Genomic DNA, 19,175 nt, shown 5'->3' on the forward strand with positions numbered 1-19,175 from the left:
AATTATTGCTCTAGAGAAACGTTTTGCTGCTGTTTCATCCAATGCATAAGAGTATGAAAAATAATATTAATGCCAATCTCAATACTATTCTCATCAGGTGCAAAAGAACCATTGTGGAGAGGAGCACATCCTTCAGGAGGAGCTACTCCTAAGCGAAACATTGTTCCAGGCACATCATCTAGAAACTCTGCAAAATCTTCTGCACCTAAAGAAGGGGAGTCCAATCGTTTAACTTTTTCATTACCAATTAAAGATTGAGCACAATTCTCTAATAGAGCAGTCAACTTAGGATCATTAAAAACTGGAGGAGCTATAGGTGTATAAGTAATGACAACCTCTGCGCCACAACTAGTAGCAATACCTTTAATTGTAGTTTCAAGCCAATGAGGCAATTGATCGTTTAGATGTGCGTCCAAACAACGAACAGTGCCCAGCAGCTTTACTCGATCTGCAATGACATTAAACGCTTTACCACCTTCAATTTGTCCAAAACTAATTACCACCGGTAAAAGTGCATCCAGCTGTCTACTAATAGCTTCTTGAATACCACTAATGATTTTTGCCGCTATCCAAATTGAATCCACAGTTTGATGAGGTCTAGCTCCATGACCACCATCACCAATAATCTCTATCTCTAATTTGCCTGCTGCTGCAGTTAAAGTACCATCTCTAACACCAATGTGACCACTTGGCAGTTCAGGGTAAACATGCACACCAAAAAGAGCGTCTAGCCCTTTTGTGGCTCCATCTTCCTTCATCCACCTGGCACCAGAAGCAATTTCTTCAGCAGGCTGAAATAATAATCGTATTCCTGTTAACTCAAGCTGATTATGTTCTGCTAGAAGTCTTGCGAGACCAATACCAATGCAAATATGTATATCATGCCCACAAGCATGCATAACACCTTGTCTTAATGATGCAAATGAAAGACCTGTTTTTTCTTCCACAGGCAATGCATCCATGTCTACTCTAAAGCCAACTAAAGGGCCATCACAATTTCCTAGCTCTGCAATCAAGCCTGTTCTTCCTACTGATTCTTTAACAATCCATCCATACTTTCTTAATTCTCCTGCAATCAAAGCAGCTGTCTGATGCTCATGACCACTCAATTCAGGATGAGCATGTAAATACCTCCGAAGTTCAATAAGCTCAGGCAAAAAAGATTTTAGACTCAATATAGGTTCTTGAAAAATAGTCATATTGTCTCCAAGTTCAAAAATGCCATAAGATCCTCAATTGGCTGAGGAGGCCAACGACGTACATTCAAGAGCCAATCTGCTTGACTATATCTACTATCTAAACCAGCTGCTGCTGCCCAATGGCTTTCCGCTTCACCTGAGAAGCCTTCTCTCCACAAAAGAGCACTCAGAGCAGCTCGTCCATCAGCAAACATTGGGTATTTCTTAATTAATAAGCGAAGCTCTTTTTCTGCCTCATCAAATTCCCTTAATTGATAACAAGCCAAAGCCCGACTAGATCTAGCCATCACTAAACTAGGACTTGCAAAAGATGCTTTATTAAATAAAATTTTTGCCTCCAACCAATCACCCTGAGAACCCCTTACATTTCCCAAATTATATAAAGCCAAAGCATTTTGGGGCTCCTTTTCAAGAACCCATTTGTAATCATCGATTGCTTTTTTCAATTCACCTATAGATTCTTCTGCAATACCTCGATTTACATGAGGATCAATCGCCAAAGGTAAAAGTTCTACTGCTCGCGTTTGATCAAGAATTGCACCTTCAGCGTCGCCCAAAGCAAGTCGAACATTACCGCGATTGCTTATGGCAACAGCATCATCAGGAAATGAAACCAAAAATTCATCCCAAGTCTTTAGAGCTTGAAGAAAATTTCCCTCTCTACTTTCATTCAAAGCCTTTTTAAACAGTGGTGGTATCGAACTCTTATTGACAGCATCTACAGGGGAGACTAAAGACAAGAAGACCCAAACAAAAACTAAAATGAGCAAGTATTTTTTCATTTAATGATTGGTGAATTCTTACAAGAATTGAGATGTTCAAGAGCTGCTTGAGTAATGACTCTTCCCCGAGAGGTTCTTTTAAGGAAACCAATCTGCAAAAGGAATGGTTCCACTACAGATTCCAAGGTTGCTGCCTCTTCTCCTAAAGCAGCTGCAAGAGTATCTAATCCCACAGGACCGCCATTGTGTACATCAATAATAAATAGCAAGAAGCGTCTATCTGATTGATCTAAACCACACTCATCAACCTGATGCAAAGTTAAGGATTTATCGACCAAAGATTTATCTACTAGTTTTAATTGATTTTGAACAGTTGCATAATCTCTAACTCTACGCAGCAAACGATTGGCAATACGTGGTGTACCTCTACAGCGACGGGCTATCTCCAAACCAGCGTCACCAGTTAAGGACAATCCAAAGAGATCTGCTGCCCTTTGAATAATCCTGTTTAGATCAGAAATGCTATAAAAATTTAATCGTTGCGTGATGCCAAATCGATCTCGCAGAGGAGAACTTATTGATGCTGGTTTAGTTGTCGCTCCTACTAAAGTAAAACGAGGAAGATTAATCTCCCGAGTCCTTGCAGTTGTACCTTTCCCAACTGTCAAATCAATACGAAAGTCTTCTAAAGCAGGATACAAAAGCTCTTCTGCAACCTTGCTTAATCTATGAATTTCATCAACAAACAATAATTCGTTAGGTTCCAAATTTAACAACAAACCAATAATGTCACGCGGTCTTTCTAAAGCGGGTGCACTAGTAATACGACATTTAACACCAAGCTCATTTCCTAAGACTAAAGCCATTGTAGTTTTACCTAAGCCTGGCGGCCCATAAAGCAAAACATGATCTAAAGCTTCTTTTCTAGATAATGCCGCTTTAACCGAAATCCCAAGAACTTCTTTTAACGCAGATTGACCAATAAATTCATCCCAACATTTCGGTCTTAATGAATCTTCCTTCCTTACTTTTCCTTCCTCTAATGAAGGAGTTGGATCTAGCAGCCTTGTCTTCCGACTAAGGTTGCTAGAAGAATGTTTCTCAAAACCAGAGGACACAATTGCCATACTGGAAGGATAAGGACAGTTGTGTACTCTCAAAAGAGTAATGATAAAAAATGTCTAAAGCGCGGAATAACAAGAAGTCCAAACTATCTAAAGCTAAGTCCAATAGGCGCTTAGCAGAAAATCGATATGCAAGACATCAATATGAAATTTTAGAAGATATAGAAGCGGGAATTGAACTTTTAGGAACAGAAGTCAAATCCATAAGAGCAGGAAATGTCAATTTGAGAGACGGTTTCTGTCTTATTCGTGAAGGCAGTCTTTTATTACATAATGTTCATATATCTCCGTTTAATAATGCTGGAAGTTTTTTTAATCATGAGCCATTAAGGGTTAGAAAATTATTAGCCCATCGCAAAGAAATAAATAAATTAGAAACTCAAGTCAATAGAAAAGGATTAACACTTGTTCCACTGAATATATTCCTTAAAGGGTCATGGATAAAAATAACAATAGGCCTGGGCAAAGGGCGCAAGCTTCATGACAAAAGAGAAAATGAAAAAAGGAAGCAATCTGAAAGAGAAGTAAAATCTGCTCTTGCTCGCTATTAACTCACTATTAATATGTTCTACAAAAGAAATTCATTACCTAAATAATGAGAAAAGAAGACAAAAGAGTTGCAATTAAGTTTCAAAGAGAAAAGCTTATTGAAGAGTTAGAGAAAGTCTATAAAAATGCTTTTGATGAAATTAGTAATATGGAACTTGAAGAAGGGTCTGTCGCAAAGCTATCGAAAGCTTTCCTCTTATCTCGTCAAGCAGCTATAAGCGAATTAGAAAAGGAGATAGAGAAACCCATAATCACTAAAGCTGCTAATGAAAAATGAATTGCAAGCCTGGAACTCCTACCCTAAAAATGCAATGTCAATATGTCAGGGAATGCTTACAAAGCAATAGTTTTCGAGAATCGATAAAAAAATATATCTCTTTGAGAGCATTCCAATAAGAAGAAAATTAGAAATTCTTAGAAAATATTGAGGCTATTTCTGAGAATTAGGAGGCTCAAGGCTTACATTTTCAGGAGGAGGAGTTGGGTCAGGATCTGCAATCAACATATGTTGCAAAACAATTTCGGGCCTCTCACTATCCCTCCATCTAATGCGATATGCAGGCATTTTCGTCCCACGACTTGTGGTCTGTTCTACAGGTTCCATAACCCAACCTCGCCTGGAACGGCCCTGAGGATTGCGCTTAACCACAGCATCGGTGTGCTTAAACCTGAAACCAACGCGCTCTCCGCTCATCCCTAGACGACTTCATACTGGCTCTATTATCCACTTTGATGGTCCCCTTTAGAATTACTGAGAACCGGAATCTGGGCGAAGCAGTGGAAAAGCAATCACATCTCGTATTGATGGACTATCAGTTAAGAGCATGACCAGCCTATCGATTCCTATGCCAAGTCCGCCTGTGGGGGGCATTCCAACTTCCAATGCATTAAGAAAATCTTCATCTAATGAATGGGCTTCTATATCACCCTCATTTTTGCGAATCTGTTGCGCCAAAAGACGTTCTCTTTGATCAATTGGATCAATAAGTTCACTAAAAGCATTAGCTGTTTCACGGCCTGCAATAAATAATTCAAATCTCTCAACCATGTCTTCCTTACAACGATGTTTTCTTGCCAAAGGTGAAATGTCAATCGGATAATCAATTACAAAAGTAGGTTGAATAAGATTTGGTTCTACTTTTTGTTCAAAAGCCTCATTCATTAATCTTCCTACACTATCTGCAGTCGAAGGGACTTCCAATCCAAGATTGATCATTTCAGAGGATGCTTTTTCTTGATCGCCATCAAAGTTGTCAAAATCTATACCAGTAGCCTCAAGAACTAACTCCTGCATTGTCACCCTCCTCCAAGGGGGAGTGAGATCAAGGCTTACATCCTGATACGAGATTTTTGTAGAGCCACAGATCTCAATACATACTGATGAAATAAGTTCCTCAGTTAAATCCATCATCTGGTTGTAATCTGCAAACGCTTGATAGATCTCAACAGAGGTGAATTCAGGGTTATGTCTAGTACTAATACCTTCATTCCTAAAAATGCGGCCAAGTTCATAAACTCGCTCAAATCCACCAACAACAAGTCTTTTCAAATGAAGTTCAGTAGCAATACGCAGAAAAAGAGGTATGTCAAAAGTGTTGTGATGCGTAATAAAAGGTCTTGCATCAGCACCTCCAGCTGCTGACTGAAGAACTGGGGTCTCAATCTCTAAGAAACTCCTTTCATCTAACCATCGCCGTATAGCGCTAACTGTTAAAGCCCTTCTCCTAAAAGTCTTACGTGAATCTGGATTAACAACTAAATCAAGATATCTCTGTCTATATCGCTTTTCGATATCTGCAAGACCATGCCACTTATCTGGGAGTGGCTGAAGAGATTTGCACAAAATCTTCCAAGAATGAACTTTTATTGACAACTCACCACGATCTGTTCTTCTCAAGATTCCATTTACTCCTAACCAATCTCCTGCATCAACAAAATCGGTAATTTGCTTAAAAGAACTTACTTGATTTTCAGAAGTATCAAATTCTTCGAGAGTAGCTTTCTCTAAAAAAAGCTGAATAGAACCACTTTCATCTAACAAAGTAAAGAAAGCCAGTTTTCCCATAACACGACGCGAAAGAACTCTTCCTGCAACTGCAACTTTTATTTCTCTATCTTGGCCATTAGGCAAATCTTTATGATCAGACTGTAATTCAGCAGTTTTATGAGTTGGATGAAAATTAAGCGCATAGGGGTCTTTACCAACTTTCCGCAAGGAAGCAGCTTTTTCTAAACGAGTTTCTCTTAGGTCAGACAAAGGAAAAATAAACCAAGGAAGTTACCTTGAGCCTATATAGAGCAAGAAACAAAAAAAAGTATTTTTTTGTATTTAAGAGCTAACAGGAGGAAACTCATTCAACCTCTGAGATGAATAACCTATGCCTCTTACAGTAAGAATTAACTCCGGATTACGAGGATCTGGCTCAAGCTTGCCTCGCAAACGTGCTACATAAACGTCAACAACTCTTAAGTCAGCAGCACGCCTAGGAGGATATCCCCATAGCTGCTCAAGTATCTCTGCTCTAGGAACTACTTTCCCAGGGTCACGAAACAGTAATTCAAGCAAACTAAACTCTGTGTAAGTTAAACCAATCCTTTCTCCACCGCGACTAACCTGACGACGATTTGTATCCACAACTAATTCACCTAGTTTCATCACACCTTGCCCAGCAGGAATCTCTCTAGGTTCAGCTACAGACGCGCCAGGACCCATTCTACGCAATATTGTGGCTATACGTGCTTCAAGCTCTTTTGGACTAAACGGTTTAGATAAATAATCATCAGCACCCAAGTCAAGTCCCGCTACTCGCTCAGATATTGCTTCAAGAGCACTAAGAAAAATAATCGGGACAATTGATTCAGCTCGCAATCTCCTACATACAGCAAAGCCATCAAGCTTAGGAAGCATTACATCAAGAACGACAAGATCAGGAATTTCCCTATGAAAAACATCTAAAGCCTCTTCACCATCTGAAGCTGAAACAACTTTATAGCCTGCTAACTCAAGCCTGGTAACCAAGACTTTTAAAACTGCTGGTTCATCATCAACAACTAAAATTGTGGCAGAAGGGAGAGAGGCAGGTTTTGAACCGGGCCCATCATTGCTCTTCTCAAGCATGGATGAACCTTCTTCATACATGAGCATTGCCTCATCAAGCAGTGCAACTATAACCTTTCTCGTACCAAAACCAAAGACATTTCACCAGCTGCGCAAAAATTAGTTTTTCTAAGTGTTTAATATGTTTGGATAATTTTATATGTGTAAATAATTCCTAAAGCTATTTAAACACTATGCTTTATAAATAAATATTCAATAATAAAACGTCTTTTTTTGCTAAAGAAATTTGAAAAAAATTCAGCTAATTAATTCAATTAAATCTTTCCTCGAAAAAAAGTCCTCATGGTAAATGAACAAAGCAATGGAGCAATTAACCCTGTAACAATAGATCCAGCCAACAAAGTATAAAAAGACCAAGCATTAAAAATTAAAAAATTTCCATCCACAAAAAATATTTTCTGAGCCCAAATACTTACATCACTAATTATGGAACCAATCCAAGCGAGCAAGCCAAGGGTAAAGGTCTTATCAAAATATTGACTTTTAGTACCAAGTCGCCCCCACCAAAAACCTAGTAGCATCAATGCAGGAATTTGAGAAGATCCGTCAAGATTAATGGTATCTAGAATAGTACCTAAACAAAAGCCCGCAAAAAGACCTGCTAAAGGTCCTTCAATAAGCGCCCAAGGTAATAACCATAATTGAGCCCATCTTGCTCCTACTCCACCAAGCATTAACCAAGAGGGAGAAGAAAGTATCAACAACGGCACTAATAAAACTAAAAACTTATAAATAGTTTTTTTCTGCTCTTTCCTCATTTAAACCTTAGGATTTGAACCCAATCAATAGCTTCTGGTGAGGCAATTAACTGAACAACAGCATATGGTGAAGGTAAATTATCGCTATTGATTAGCTGAATCACTGCTACTGGAAGATTTGGTGGAACTAATGTGCTGGCAGGCGAAGTACTAATAATATCTCCAACTTTTGCATTAGGAACTTTTTCCAAAAAATTTAATTGAGGGCGATTAGTACCAATTCCCACTAACACACCATGAACCTTTTTATTTTCTATCCATACCCCTAATTTAGAACCAGGGTCTGTAAGCAGACGTGTTCGGGAGGTAGTAGGAGTAACACTCTGAATAATCCCTAAAAGGCCACCAGGTCCCATCACTGCATCCCCTCTTTGTATAGAATGATTAGACCCTTTATTAAGCTCCAATTGCTGCCAAAAGTCTCTAGACCTTCTAGAAATAACAGCCGCAGAGATAATATCTTTATTAGATGAATTCTTTAAATCTAATAATGTTCTCAAACGTTGATTATCCTTTTCTAATAAATCCAATCTTATTTGTTGTTCAAGATTAATCCCATTGGTTATCCATTCTTTCTGAGCTGTTCCAGGCCAAAAAGGTCTAGAAATAAATGCAAAAGAATCTAATAAAAATGCCCCCTTAGTTAATCGAACAAATATAAGAAATAAAGTAAAAGCAAACCCATACCACAAATTCCTTTTATACCACCAACGAAAAGCAGCCTTTCGTCGAGGGTTAATCATAGAATTAATCCCTTACAGCATTTCTAGCAAATTCAGGTGTATCAACTACCCGTCGCAATCGCTTGAAATTGTCGAGAACTTGGCCACACCCATTTACCACACATAGCAGTGGCTCTTCAGCCACATGAGTAAAGATGCCGGTTTCATGGCTGACAAGATCACTGATTCCTCTAACTAATGCTCCACCGCCTGCAAGCATAATTCCTCTATCAACAATATCTGCTGCTAATTCAGGAGGAGTCCGTTCTAAAACTCTTTTGACTGCATCAACAATTTTATTTAAAGGCTCAGCCATGGCTTCTCTAATATCACCTGCCTGCAAAGTAATTGAACGAGGCAATCCAGATAACAAATGCAGACCACGAACATCCATTGATTGCATATCAAAATCATTATTTGGGAAAGCAGATCCAATACGAATTTTGATTTCTTCGGCTGTCCTCTCCCCAACAACAAGATTATGCACCTTCTTTAAATAAACACCGATTGAATCATTAATTTCATCTCCAGCAACTCGAACAGATTCACTCAAAACAGTGCCTCCCAAGCTAAGGACTGCTACCTCTGTTGTACCACCACCAATATCAACAATCATTGTTCCTATTGCTTCGGTCACTGGAAGATGTGCCCCGATAGCAGCAGCTACAGGTTCGTCAATCAAATGAACTTCCCTAGCTCCAGCTAAACCAGCCTCTCGAACCGCACGACGCTCCACACTAGTTACACCACTTGGGATTCCAACGACTAACCTAGGAGCAATAATTCCACGACCTTCATTACACTTTTGAATAAATGTTTTCAACATTTGCTCAGCAGCATCAAAATCAGCAATTACTCCATCTCGTAAAGGTCTAACTGCTCTAATGTTTCCAGGAGTACGCCCAAGCATCATCTTTGCATCGTCTCCAACGGCTAGTGGTTCACCTTCTTCTAAATCCATTGCCACTACAGAAGGTTCTTCTAAAACTATTCCTTTACCCTGGACATAAATCAATGTGTTGGCTGTGCCAAGATCAATACCAATATCACGAGAAAGTCTGAAACGTCTTAAAAACACGATTGTTTGTATTTGTGACTAGTAACTTACACTAGTAAAACTATCTAGAAAAAACATAAGTATTTCTTTTCTAAAACATGGCAAATAAATCCAGCTATAGTTAATTCGATGTTTTCTAAAAAAATTAGATAGTGACCATTAATTCTATTAATCTAGTTGGAAGAGCCGGCAGAGATCCTGAAGTCAGATATTTCGAATCAGGTACCATAGTTGCAAATTTTACAATTGCAGTAAATAGACGAAGTCGTAATGAAGAACCTGATTGGTTTAATCTCGAAATTTGGGGAAAGCAAGCACAAGTAGCAGCAGATTACGTAAAGAAAGGATCTTTATTGGGAATAACTGGAAGCTTTAAGCAAGATCAATGGAAAGACAAAAATACAGGAGAGAATAAATCCAAGCCTGTAATTAGAGTAGACCGACTTGAATTATTGGGTAGCAAAAAAGATTCTTTTAACAACGGAGTGTCAAACAATCAATCTCATATAAATCAACAAAATCCTAATGATATTCCATTCTAATTTTTCTTTTTAGTAAAAATCCTACGTATCAATACCCAAACAACCAAAGACAATGCTGTAAATAATAGTAGGACCTTAATACTTCCTGAAATAGGTTCCAACCATACTTCTACATTGCTATAACTTTCTCCTAAAAATATTCCAGCAACAGTTAACAAAATTGTCCAAACCAGACTTCCAGCAGCTGTCCAAATAATGAAAGGTAGAAAAGGCATTAACTCAATTCCAGCAGGAACAGAAATTAATGTTCTAATTCCAGGTACTAGCCTTCCCCAGAAAACTAATGCATTGCCATGTCTATCAAACCAACTTCTACTTCTTTGAAGTTCAATAGGACTTATACCAAAATAATTGCCATATTTTCGAAGCCAATTTTCCAACTTCTCTTCATTAACCAATCTGCCTATTCCATACCATGGCAGTGCACCCAACAGAGTTCCAATCAAACCTGCAAAGACTACTGGAAGAAAATGCAATTGTCCTTGATATACATAAAAACCACCTAGAGGCATAATTATTTCCGAAGGAATCGGAGGAAACAAATTCTCTAAAAACATTGCTATCAAAATTGCTCCATAACCAAACCATTGATTAGATTCAACTGCAGCTCCAATAAGATCAGGCAATGAAGTTAGAAACTCTGCAATATTCATTGTTTTATCTCTATAAAAAACTTTTTAATCTTATTAATATCTATATTGCTCAGATTTATAAGGTCCTTCAATAGGAACATTAATATAATCTGCCTGCTCTTTACTTAACTCAGTTAAATTAGCCCCAATTTTATCCAAATGAAGGCGCGCAACCATTTCATCAAGATGTTTAGGCAATACATAAACATTATTCTGATAAGAATCACCCTTTTTAAATAACTCTATTTGTGCAAGTACTTGGTTAGTAAAGGAATTGCTCATTACAAAGCTTGGATGACCAGTAGCACATCCCAAATTCACTAAGCGACCTTCTGCTAAAAGTATAATCTTATTACCACTAGGCAAAGTGATATGGTCCACCTGAGGTTTAATATTTTCCCATTGATATGACTTTAAAGAAGCTACATCAATTTCATTATCAAAATGTCCTATGTTAGAAACAATAGCCTCATCTTTCATACGAATAAGATGGTCATGACAAATAACTTGAAAATTACCTGTAGCAGTAACAAAAATATCAATCTCCTCTACTACATCATCTAATCGAACTACTCGATAGCCTTCCATTGCTGCTTGAAGTGCACAAATTGGATCAATTTCTGCAATCATTACTGTTGCACCAAGACCTCGTAATGACTGAGCAGATCCTTTACCTACATCTCCATAGCCAATTACTAAGGCTACTTTTCCTGCAACCATTACATCAGTAGCTCGCTTAATCCCATCTACTAGTGATTCTCGACAACCATACAGATTATCGAACTTACTCTTGGTCACAGAATCATTAACATTAATTGCTGGGAAAGGCAGTTCACCATTTTTTTGCATCTGATATAAACGTGCAACACCCGTTGTAGTTTCTTCTGTAACTCCGAGAATTATTTTTTTGATCCGAGAATAAAAAGATTTATCTGTTGATAATTTGGACTTAATTGAGGCATATAAAGCAATCTCTTCTTCATTAGAAGGATTATCTAATACTGAAATATCTTTTTCAGCTTTACTTCCAAGTATTACTAAACCTGTTGCATCGCCACCGTCATCCAAAATCATATTTGGACCTTGTTCGCCACTCCATTCAAGAATGCTATGAGTAAAAGACCAATATTCAGAAAGTGTTTCCCCTTTCTTGGCAAAAACAGGAACTCCCGCTTTAGCAATTGCAGCAGCAGCATGATCTTGTGTAGAAAAAATATTGCATGATGCCCAACGAACCTGCGCTCCTAAAGCAACCAAAGTCTCTATAAGGACTCCTGTCTGAATAGTCATATGAAGACTTCCAGCGATTCGAGCACCTTGCAATGGCTTTTCTTGGCCATACTTGTCTCTAAGAGACATTAATCCAGGCATCTCTTTTTCAGCTATTGCAAGCTCTTTACGACCAAAATCTGCAAGCGTTATGTCTGCAACTACAAAATCTGAATCTCCAACTACTTGTGAAGTCGATGCTGCTGCTGTAACCATAATTAGTTATTAAATAAAGGAAAACAAGAAGGAACGTGTTTGATCAAATAAGTGTTCCTAGGACAATCCAAGGTAACTCTAACGAATCAAGTTGGATCCTTAACAATCATGACGCCACAATTCAATTTGGCGAATGTTTAGTCAAAGCCCTAAGTAATACACAAATACTTTTATTGGACGGTCCTCTTGGCGCAGGAAAAACATCCTTGGTAAAAGGTTTAGGCATAGGGCTTTGCATATCAGAACCAATTACAAGTCCCACTTTTGCTTTGGCGCATCACTATCTAATGGGAGAAAGAGCATTAATTCATTTGGATCTTTATAGATTAGGAAATCCTATTGCAGCCAATGAGTTATTTTTTCAAGAAGAAGAGATAGCCAATAACTTGAACGGTCTAATGGTTATTGAGTGGCCATCAAGATTAAAAATTGAAATTAATGACGCTTGCAAAATGCAAATCCAATATTTACCAAATGGTGGCAGAAAAATTCAACTTCTGTCATTCAAAAAAGATGATAATAGACTTTGCACTTCGGAGTAACTTGGCTGAGGCTCAATAGCTCCAGGTGCTCCACAAACCAATGCTCCGCAACCTGCTGAGAATTGAATCATTGCCTCAGCTTCCGAAAAAAGTTTCGGTTGTGAACTAAAAGAAATAATCTGAGTCATAAGGCCTGCCATAAATGCATCTCCTGCTCCTGTGGTATCAACAACTTTCTGTGGAGACAAAGCTGGCGTCTGTCCAGAGAATCCTCCAAGGACCCAATTAATAGGTTGAGCACCATCAGTAACAATTACACTTGGCTTTTCTGGAAGTGCATTTGAAATTTCCCAAGGATCTTTGCTATTAAAAAACCATTCTGCTTCTTCTTTTGCAAGTTTTATCAAAGATGCATGCTCCAAGAAAGATGTAATTAAGGAGCAAGTTTTTGTGTCTGGAGGATTATTAGGAGTCATATTGATATCCCAAAAAGTAGGGCGCCAATTCAAATCAAATGCAATTTGCAGCCCATTATTTAATGATTGTTCAATAGTCCATTGCACTACTTCTCTGGAGTGTTCTACTGCCAATGGAATAGTTCCCAGCAATAGCCACTTTGCTTCATCTAGAAGAGAAGGGAATATCTTCTTATGTACATTCAAATCTAAATACTGATCAGCAAAGATATTGGATTGATCTCCAGCAAACCCTCCAAAACTCCTCTCCCCATTTAGATCTCTATAAACGAGCACAATCCTTGATAGTAAACTCTCATGTATCTGTAAACCTGCAAAATTTACTCCTCGCGCCATAAATAATTCACGAAATTGATTTCCAATAGAATCATTCCCTAAACAACCAACAAAAGCTGCATTTATTCCCAGTCTTGCCAGTCCAGAAGCAACATTAGCTGGAGCACCCCCCAAACAATCATCAACAGGCTTATCAGAAGCAGGATCTCCACCGAGAGGGCCCAAGCGATCTACTAAAGCTTCTCCAAAACAAATCACATTGGGATTCTTCATTTCAAAAAAACGTTCATTCTTTAAATAATAGAAGCCTCTATAAAGCTTCACTATCTTTAGACAAAAGTAGATACTTTTTTAAAGCAGATATCATTTTTTTATTAGCAGCTGGAAAAGGATAATTTACTAATTCATGCGATTTAACCCACTTCAATTGCAAACTTGCTAAAGGCTTAGGGACACCAGAAATTAATTCACAAAAATAAACTACAAAATGAAGTTTCTTATGAGTATAAGAATGATCAAATTCAAGCAAAATATTTCCCACTCTAACTTTAATACCTAACTCTTCTTGAAGCTCTCTAATAATTGTATATTCAATTGATTCTCCCTCTTCTTGTTTACCTCCAGGAAATTCCCACATACCTCCCATGCTTTGATTGCTCTTCCTTTGAGCAATTAAAATTTCGCCTAAATCATTGAAAATTAATCCAATACCAATAACGAAATCGGGTAACAATTTTTTAGGACCTTTAATTGGAAATTCTGTTGGATTTCCTTGATGATAAGCCAAGCAATATTTTTTCCAAGGACAGCAACAACATTTTGGGCTTTTGATTGTACAAACTGTTGAGCCAAGATCCATAAGCGCTTGATTAAAATTTCTAGGTTCGTGATTATCCAATAACAAATCACTTAATTTCCAAAGCCTTGCAGAATCTTTGGACAATATTTTCTTACTCCCAATCAACCTGGCAAGGATTCTTTTTACATTGCCATCCAATAAAGATGCGGGAACATTAAACGCTGAAGAAATGATACTAGCAGCTGTATTTCTACCAATGCCAGGTAAGGCTATCCAACTATCTATATCACTAGGCCACGAATCTGGATCTAAGGAATCAGCATGCCCAATAATATCAAGCAATTTTTTTGATGCTTGATGCATCCTATGTGCCCGAGAATAATAACCAAGACCCTGCCAAAGCAATAACACCTCATGATCTAAAGCATGCGCGAAATCTGGCAAAATAGGAAAGGTTCTCATCCATTTTTCCCAATAAGGCAAAACAACCTTCAATTGGGTTTGTTGGAGCATTACCTCAGCAACCCAAATAGGATATACAGGCAATTTTTCTTGGATTTTCGGCACATTCCCATCACTTTTGACTTTCCAAGGAATCCAATGTCTACCATTCAATTTGAACCAATTGAGAAGAGAAGATCGCATATCTTCTATCTGGTTCATGCTCTCAAAAACTTCTAACGCATAATTATCTTGACTAACACGAAAACCCATTTTTCAAACTGGAATAAATTGGAAGTTGCTTGGAAAAAAGAAGGAACTGAAAACAACGAGCCTTTTTCAATTTTGTTAATTCATGGTTTTGGAGCTAATAAAGAACATTGGCGAAAAAACCAAACTATTCTAGGAACAATTGCGCCATGTTATTCAATTGATTTAATTGGGTTTGGAGAAAGTAGTCAGCCACCTTCAAAGCTATTGGGGGAAAAAAAAACAAACAACAATTTTTGTTATAACTTCGACAATTGGGGCGAACAAATTGCAGATTTTTCACGTTCAATTATAAAGAAACCTGTTTTATTAATTGGTAATTCCATTGGTGGAGTCATTGCTCTAAGAGCAGCTCAAATTTTAGGTAATCATTGTAAAGGTGTTATTTTAATTAATTGTGCTCAACGTTTAATGGATGATAAACAACTATTAAATAAGCCAGTTTGGGAAAGATCTATAAGACCTATACTTAAATTAATAACTAGGCAAAGGTGGCTAAGTAGAAACTTGTTCAAAAATGCGGCAAGGCAATCATTTATTAAAAAAGTTCTTCAAATAGCCTACCCAAGTGGTAAAAATATCGATGAAGAGTTAATTAATATGCTTTATAGACCTACTAAGAGGGCAGGAGCATCAGAAGCATTTCATGGTTTTATAAATATATTTAATGATTACTTAGCACCTGAATTAATGGAACAACTTTCATTGCCTGTTTATTTAATATGGGGAAAAGATGATCCTTGGGAACCAATTGCCGAAGCAGAGAATTGGTACTCTTCTATTAAATGTATTCAATCAATAACAATAATCAAAGAATGTGGGCATTGCCCTCACGATGAGAACCCTGAAGAAGTCAATCCTGTTTTAATCAAGATTATTCAACAGGCTACATAGGCTTCAACTTGATGACCATACTGCCGTAAGCCTTTCAGACCATCTCGTAAAAGATTTCTAACTCGATCTCGACTAATGCCAAGCATCCTCCCAATACCAGTGAGTGTCATAGGTTCTTCACCATTAATTCCAAACCGCATCCTTAAAACCCTGTTTTGCAACTCAGGCAACTTTTGCAAAAGAACTTCTAAATCACCTTTCATACAATCCAGCTCAATTTGCTGATCAGGTAAATCAGTATCAATAGCTAACAAATCCAATAAGGAAGTATCTTCACCATCGCCAACTTTGGATTCAAGACTAACTGGTTGACTTGCCCTAAACATTAAATCTTTTACCTCTTCAACTGGGATTTCGACATAAGCAGAAAGTTCTTGCATAGTTGGTGTTCGTTCCAAATGCTGACTTAACTCTCTCTGACCTTTCTTTAATTTATTTAAAAGCTCAGTAATATGAATTGGTAAACGTATAATCCTACTTTTTTCAGCAATAGCTCTTGTGATTCCTTGTCTAATCCACCAATAGGCATAGGTAGAAAATTTGTATCCTCGAGCAGGGTCGAACTTTTCCACTCCACGCACCAAGCCAATTGTTCCCTCTTGAATTAAATCCAAAAGTTCCATATTTCTCTTTGTATATTTTTTGGCAACACTTACAACTAATCTCAAGTTGGCGGAGACCATTCTCTCTTTTGCGCGAACACCACGCTTCAATCTCTTACTAAGCTCTCGAACTGAAATTCCAGCATCTATTGCTAAGTCTTCTTTTGAGGGTTTCTTTCCATTAGTGCTTTCAAGTTCTCTTTCCAATTTTTCCAAAGAGATAAGCTCTTGAACTTGACGTCCTAAAGTTATTTCTTGCTCATTAGTCAAAAGAGGAACTCGACCTATATCTCTTAGATAAGATCTAACTAAATCAATTTCAGTAGCACTCTTTTTTGCAGGAACAATCAAAGGATTGTAAGAGGACATTTCTTAAAAACTGGCTGAATGAAACTCTATTGAGTTTTGTAAAGAATATCATTAAGAACTGTAAAGCACAAAAAAATACTTGAAAAAAAGTTTTTTTTAGGTGTAAATACCTACTCCAGAGTTTAATTCGCCATGCTCGAAAGAAGCCATGAAGCAGTTTTCAAATAAATCCATACGCCTGCCACATCAGTTGCGGTCGTAATAAATGGAGCCGACATTAGTGCAGGGTCTAGCCCCATTCGATGAAATAACAAGGGCAAAGAAGCTCCAGCAGTTGCCGCCAAAGTAGTTATACACATGAGACTTATTCCAACAGCAGTGCCTACTAAAGGACCTTGACCTTGCCACCAAGCAAATGGAACAACAATTAAAAGCATTAACAATCCCAGCAAAGCACCAGCAATAGTTTCCCTAAAGACAGCTTTAAGCAACCCAAGAGTCTGGATTCGCTGAGTACTTAATCCTCTTATAACAACTGTTGAACTCTGAGCACCAACGTTTCCTCCAGTGCCAATTAACAAAGGTATAAACGCTGCTAACAAAACAACCTGTTTCAATACATCATCGTTAGTTGCAATTACTTTGGTAGTCAATCCATTAGCAAGAACCAAAACAACAAGCCAAACAACTCTTCGACGAGCTACTGCAAATAAATTGCTTTGAAAATAATCATCCTCATCTCCAGCTTGTACAGCACCCGCCGCATAAATGTCCCTCGTAGCCTCTTGCTCTATTACATCAATTACATCATCAACAGTCACAATGCCAACCAAGCGTTTTTCTCGGTCCACAACTGGTAATGCTAAAAAATCATATCTTTGTATTGCTCTAGCAACTTCTTCTTGATCAGTATCAGTTTGTACATTTACTACTTCTCGAGTCATTACATCTCCAATTCTGCTTTCAGGATCTGCAGTCACTAAATCTCTTAATGACAAGATCCCAGTTAAATGTCTCTCTCGATCAGTAACGTAAAGGCTATAAATAGTTTCTGTATAAGGCGCTCGACGTCTAACAATTTTCAAAGCCTCAACTGCTGTGTGAAATTCCTTTAAATCTATAAACTCGGTGGTCATTAGACGTCCAGCAGTTTCTGCTTCATAGCCCAACAATTCCGCCGTCACACGTCTTTCATCAGGGCTTAATTCAGCTAGCAATCTACGAACAACTTTTGCTGGTAATTCATCAAATAATCTCACTCTGTCGTCTGGTGACATCCTTTCGACCAATTCAAGTACCTCACCAGAGCGAAGACGATCAAGAAGACTTTGTTGTACTGCAGGATCTAAGTATTCATAAACTTCTATAGCTTCATTTTTGCTTAGCAATCGAAATGCTAATGCCTGCAATATTAAAGGAAGATTACCAATCGATTCTGCAATATCTACAGGCTGAACTGGCTTCAGTAAAGTCTTGACTCCATCATAATTTCCTGCAGAAAGCATTGCTTCCAACTGTTGAGTCACCACCTCTGCAATTTGAGCTCCAGTCACAGAGGCTTCACCATCAATAGGTGCACCTATCCCACCTTGATTCATTGGCGCACCAAACAGGCTTAAATATTTTATGACTATTGAGGTATAAATAAATGTCGAATTTTTCTACCAATCCAAAAAGTCACGCTTAAAGCAGTAAACCCTCCAAGCAAATTAGAACAAATTAAGCCAGCTGCCTTCCAGAAGAAACCAGTTCTAAACAAGTCAAAGACATCAAGTATCCATCCACTAAAAGTTGTAAACGAACCACAAAAACCGATCACAAGAAAAAATTGTATGCGCGAACCAGCTCTCAAGCCAACAATCAATCCAAGTAATGCCGCACCAGAGATATTTACCCAAAAATAATTATTTAGTTTCCAACGTAAAATAGCACCTAATATTGAACCAACAATAAGAAGAAATATCTTATAAAGTTGTTTAGATTGAATATTTAATTTGCTATGCATTAAATAAATGAGATCCTAAAGAAATAAATATTATGCCAAGACCTATTGAAGTAAAAGTAAAAAGAAAAAGTTCCATCCATTGCTGATCAACAAATAAATAGTAAATCTCAAGAATTAATGACGAAAAAGTGCTAAAACTTCCTAAAAAGCCTACACATAATAATAAATATAATGGCTGATCATTATTTATATAATGTATATAATTCTGCTTCGCCAAAAAAAAACCAAGTAGGAGACATGCACTTGAATTTACTAATAAAATGCCCCAAAGATTATGCTTATTTCTAAATAAATTATCGGATATTTTCATTCTGCAAATTGCGCCAGGTACAGCACCAAATGCAACTAGAAAAAAAGACTTATAAGTACTAAGCCCATCAAACACTAATCCAACCCCTAGCAACTTCCTGAGTAGAAATATCATCCAAGTTATAATTCAACAATTTCACTTGAGCCCAACTTTCTCCTTCTTCATTTTCCCAAATTCTCAAAATTTTCAGAGGGGTGCCTACTTCAAGATTACGTAAAGAAGAAGCTTTTAAAGAAGGGCTAGATAATAAGAAACAGGAATCTCCAGCAAAATAAAATCCTTTAGATTGACTATAAACACATTCATTCTTATTTCGATTAGCACCTCCTGCAGGTAGAGCAATAGGTGCAACTAAAGCAAGTATTAGCAAACACCCCCAACGAAAAAAAAATCGCATATCTAA

Annotated in this window: 23 protein-coding genes; 5 read left to right on the forward strand and 18 right to left on the reverse strand. The window is 37.6% G+C overall.

What is annotated here, in order from left to right:
- Positions 1 to 2 precede the first annotated feature (2 nt).
- From PRO_RS08725 to ruvB, 3 genes are read right to left on the reverse strand one after another with little or no spacing between them, the layout of a single operon-like run.
- Complete coding sequence (locus tag PRO_RS08725) at positions 3 to 1,199, reverse strand: amidohydrolase (RefSeq protein WP_011125922.1); 1,197 nt, start codon at positions 1,197 to 1,199, stop codon at positions 3 to 5.
- A complete protein-coding gene (locus PRO_RS08730; RefSeq protein ID WP_011125923.1) occupies positions 1,196 to 1,981 on the reverse strand; it encodes a tetratricopeptide repeat protein in 786 nt (261 codons plus the stop codon). Before PRO_RS08730 ends, PRO_RS08725 begins: the two co-directional genes overlap by 4 nt.
- Positions 1,978 to 3,048: a Holliday junction branch migration DNA helicase RuvB gene (gene ruvB, locus PRO_RS08735; protein WP_011125924.1), complete on the reverse strand. Its 1,071-nt coding sequence runs from the start codon at positions 3,046 to 3,048 to the stop codon at positions 1,978 to 1,980. Before ruvB ends, PRO_RS08730 begins: the two co-directional genes overlap by 4 nt.
- Positions 3,049 to 3,098: 50 nt before the next feature.
- Here ruvB and smpB point away from each other — a divergent pair, with 50 nt between their 5' ends.
- Positions 3,099 to 3,596 carry an SsrA-binding protein SmpB gene (gene smpB / locus PRO_RS08740; RefSeq protein WP_011125925.1) on the forward strand — a complete coding sequence of 166 codons (498 nt, stop codon included), beginning with the start codon at positions 3,099 to 3,101 and terminating at the stop codon, positions 3,594 to 3,596.
- Between the two features lie 44 nt (positions 3,597 to 3,640).
- Entirely contained in the window at positions 3,641 to 3,871 is a 231-nt protein-coding gene (locus PRO_RS08745; protein WP_011125926.1) for a hercynine metabolism small protein, read from the forward strand.
- Positions 3,872 to 4,024: 153 nt separating this feature from the next.
- On the opposite strand, the gene PRO_RS08750 is transcribed toward PRO_RS08745, so the two are convergent.
- From PRO_RS08750 to PRO_RS08775, 6 genes are all read right to left on the reverse strand, one after another.
- A complete protein-coding gene (locus PRO_RS08750) occupies positions 4,025 to 4,288 on the reverse strand; it encodes a hypothetical protein (protein ID WP_011125927.1) in 264 nt (87 codons plus the stop codon).
- Positions 4,289 to 4,342: 54 nt separating this feature from the next.
- Entirely contained in the window at positions 4,343 to 5,851 is a 1,509-nt protein-coding gene (gene lysS / locus PRO_RS08755) for a lysine--tRNA ligase (RefSeq protein WP_011125928.1), read from the reverse strand.
- 72 nt (positions 5,852 to 5,923) lie between these two features.
- Positions 5,924 to 6,712, reverse strand: coding sequence for a response regulator transcription factor RpaB (rpaB, locus tag PRO_RS08760; protein WP_052039745.1), 789 nt, complete (start codon positions 6,710 to 6,712; stop codon positions 5,924 to 5,926).
- A gap of 254 nt (positions 6,713 to 6,966) precedes the next feature.
- Complete coding sequence (locus PRO_RS08765; RefSeq protein ID WP_011125930.1) at positions 6,967 to 7,470, reverse strand: hypothetical protein; 504 nt, start codon at positions 7,468 to 7,470, stop codon at positions 6,967 to 6,969.
- A complete protein-coding gene (mreC, locus tag PRO_RS08770) occupies positions 7,467 to 8,213 on the reverse strand; it encodes a rod shape-determining protein MreC (RefSeq protein ID WP_011125931.1) in 747 nt (248 codons plus the stop codon). The genes PRO_RS08765 and mreC overlap by 4 nt, the downstream gene beginning before the upstream one ends.
- Before the next feature lie 4 nt (positions 8,214 to 8,217).
- Entirely contained in the window at positions 8,218 to 9,270 is a 1,053-nt protein-coding gene (locus tag PRO_RS08775) for a rod shape-determining protein (protein WP_011125932.1), read from the reverse strand.
- Between the two features lie 131 nt (positions 9,271 to 9,401).
- Here PRO_RS08775 and PRO_RS08780 point away from each other — a divergent pair, with 131 nt between their 5' ends.
- Positions 9,402 to 9,791, forward strand: coding sequence for a single-stranded DNA-binding protein (locus PRO_RS08780; RefSeq protein ID WP_011125933.1), 390 nt, complete (start codon positions 9,402 to 9,404; stop codon positions 9,789 to 9,791).
- Here PRO_RS08780 and PRO_RS08785 read toward each other — a convergent pair.
- Together PRO_RS08785 and ahcY are read right to left on the reverse strand one after the other, a co-directional pair.
- Positions 9,788 to 10,444 (reverse strand): DedA family protein, encoded by a 657-nt coding sequence (locus PRO_RS08785; protein ID WP_011125934.1) that lies wholly within the window; start codon positions 10,442 to 10,444, stop codon positions 9,788 to 9,790. The two genes, PRO_RS08780 and PRO_RS08785, sit on opposite strands and share 4 nt — an antisense overlap.
- A 33-nt stretch (positions 10,445 to 10,477) precedes the next feature.
- Positions 10,478 to 11,908: an adenosylhomocysteinase gene (ahcY, locus tag PRO_RS08790; RefSeq protein ID WP_011125935.1), complete on the reverse strand. Its 1,431-nt coding sequence runs from the start codon at positions 11,906 to 11,908 to the stop codon at positions 10,478 to 10,480.
- A 35-nt stretch (positions 11,909 to 11,943) separates the two neighbouring features.
- Here ahcY and tsaE point away from each other — a divergent pair, with 35 nt between their 5' ends.
- Complete coding sequence (gene tsaE / locus PRO_RS08795; RefSeq protein ID WP_011125936.1) at positions 11,944 to 12,450, forward strand: tRNA (adenosine(37)-N6)-threonylcarbamoyltransferase complex ATPase subunit type 1 TsaE; 507 nt, start codon at positions 11,944 to 11,946, stop codon at positions 12,448 to 12,450.
- On the opposite strand, the gene PRO_RS08800 is transcribed toward tsaE, so the two are convergent.
- Positions 12,399 to 13,415 carry a carbohydrate kinase family protein gene (locus tag PRO_RS08800; protein WP_011125937.1) on the reverse strand — a complete coding sequence of 339 codons (1,017 nt, stop codon included), beginning with the start codon at positions 13,413 to 13,415 and terminating at the stop codon, positions 12,399 to 12,401. The genes tsaE and PRO_RS08800 overlap by 52 nt on opposite strands.
- A 37-nt stretch (positions 13,416 to 13,452) precedes the next feature.
- Positions 13,453 to 14,604 (reverse strand): 8-oxo-dGTP diphosphatase MutT, encoded by a 1,152-nt coding sequence (mutT, locus tag PRO_RS08805; protein ID WP_225866391.1) that lies wholly within the window; start codon positions 14,602 to 14,604, stop codon positions 13,453 to 13,455.
- Positions 14,605 to 14,634: 30 nt separating this feature from the next.
- Between mutT and PRO_RS08810 the strand changes: the two genes are divergently transcribed.
- A complete protein-coding gene (locus PRO_RS08810; protein WP_011125939.1) occupies positions 14,635 to 15,546 on the forward strand; it encodes an alpha/beta fold hydrolase in 912 nt (303 codons plus the stop codon).
- Here the strand turns inward: PRO_RS08810 and PRO_RS08815 are convergent.
- The 5 genes from PRO_RS08815 to PRO_RS08835 all read right to left on the reverse strand — a co-directional run bounded on the left by PRO_RS08815 (position 15,531) and on the right by PRO_RS08835 (position 19,169).
- The gene (locus PRO_RS08815; RefSeq protein WP_011125940.1) at positions 15,531 to 16,517 is read right to left on the reverse strand and encodes an RpoD/SigA family RNA polymerase sigma factor; all 987 of its coding nucleotides are present in this window, start codon (positions 16,515 to 16,517) and stop codon (positions 15,531 to 15,533) included. The genes PRO_RS08810 and PRO_RS08815 overlap by 16 nt on opposite strands.
- Positions 16,518 to 16,639: 122 nt before the next feature.
- Complete coding sequence (gene mgtE / locus PRO_RS08820; RefSeq protein ID WP_011125941.1) at positions 16,640 to 18,055, reverse strand: magnesium transporter; 1,416 nt, start codon at positions 18,053 to 18,055, stop codon at positions 16,640 to 16,642.
- 32 nt (positions 18,056 to 18,087) lie between these two features.
- Positions 18,088 to 18,462: a fluoride efflux transporter FluC gene (locus PRO_RS08825; RefSeq protein ID WP_011125942.1), complete on the reverse strand. Its 375-nt coding sequence runs from the start codon at positions 18,460 to 18,462 to the stop codon at positions 18,088 to 18,090.
- Positions 18,455 to 18,886, reverse strand: a complete 432-nt coding sequence (locus tag PRO_RS08830) for a fluoride efflux transporter FluC (RefSeq protein WP_164923253.1) — start codon at positions 18,884 to 18,886, stop codon at positions 18,455 to 18,457. Before PRO_RS08830 ends, PRO_RS08825 begins: the two co-directional genes overlap by 8 nt.
- Positions 18,840 to 19,169: a hypothetical protein gene (locus tag PRO_RS08835; protein ID WP_011125944.1), complete on the reverse strand. Its 330-nt coding sequence runs from the start codon at positions 19,167 to 19,169 to the stop codon at positions 18,840 to 18,842. The genes PRO_RS08830 and PRO_RS08835 overlap by 47 nt, the downstream gene beginning before the upstream one ends.
- Positions 19,170 to 19,175: the final 6 nt, after the last annotated feature.

This window comes from Prochlorococcus marinus subsp. marinus str. CCMP1375 (assembly GCF_000007925.1).
Lineage (GTDB): Bacteria > Cyanobacteriota > Cyanobacteriia > PCC-6307 > Cyanobiaceae > Prochlorococcus_E > Prochlorococcus_E marinus.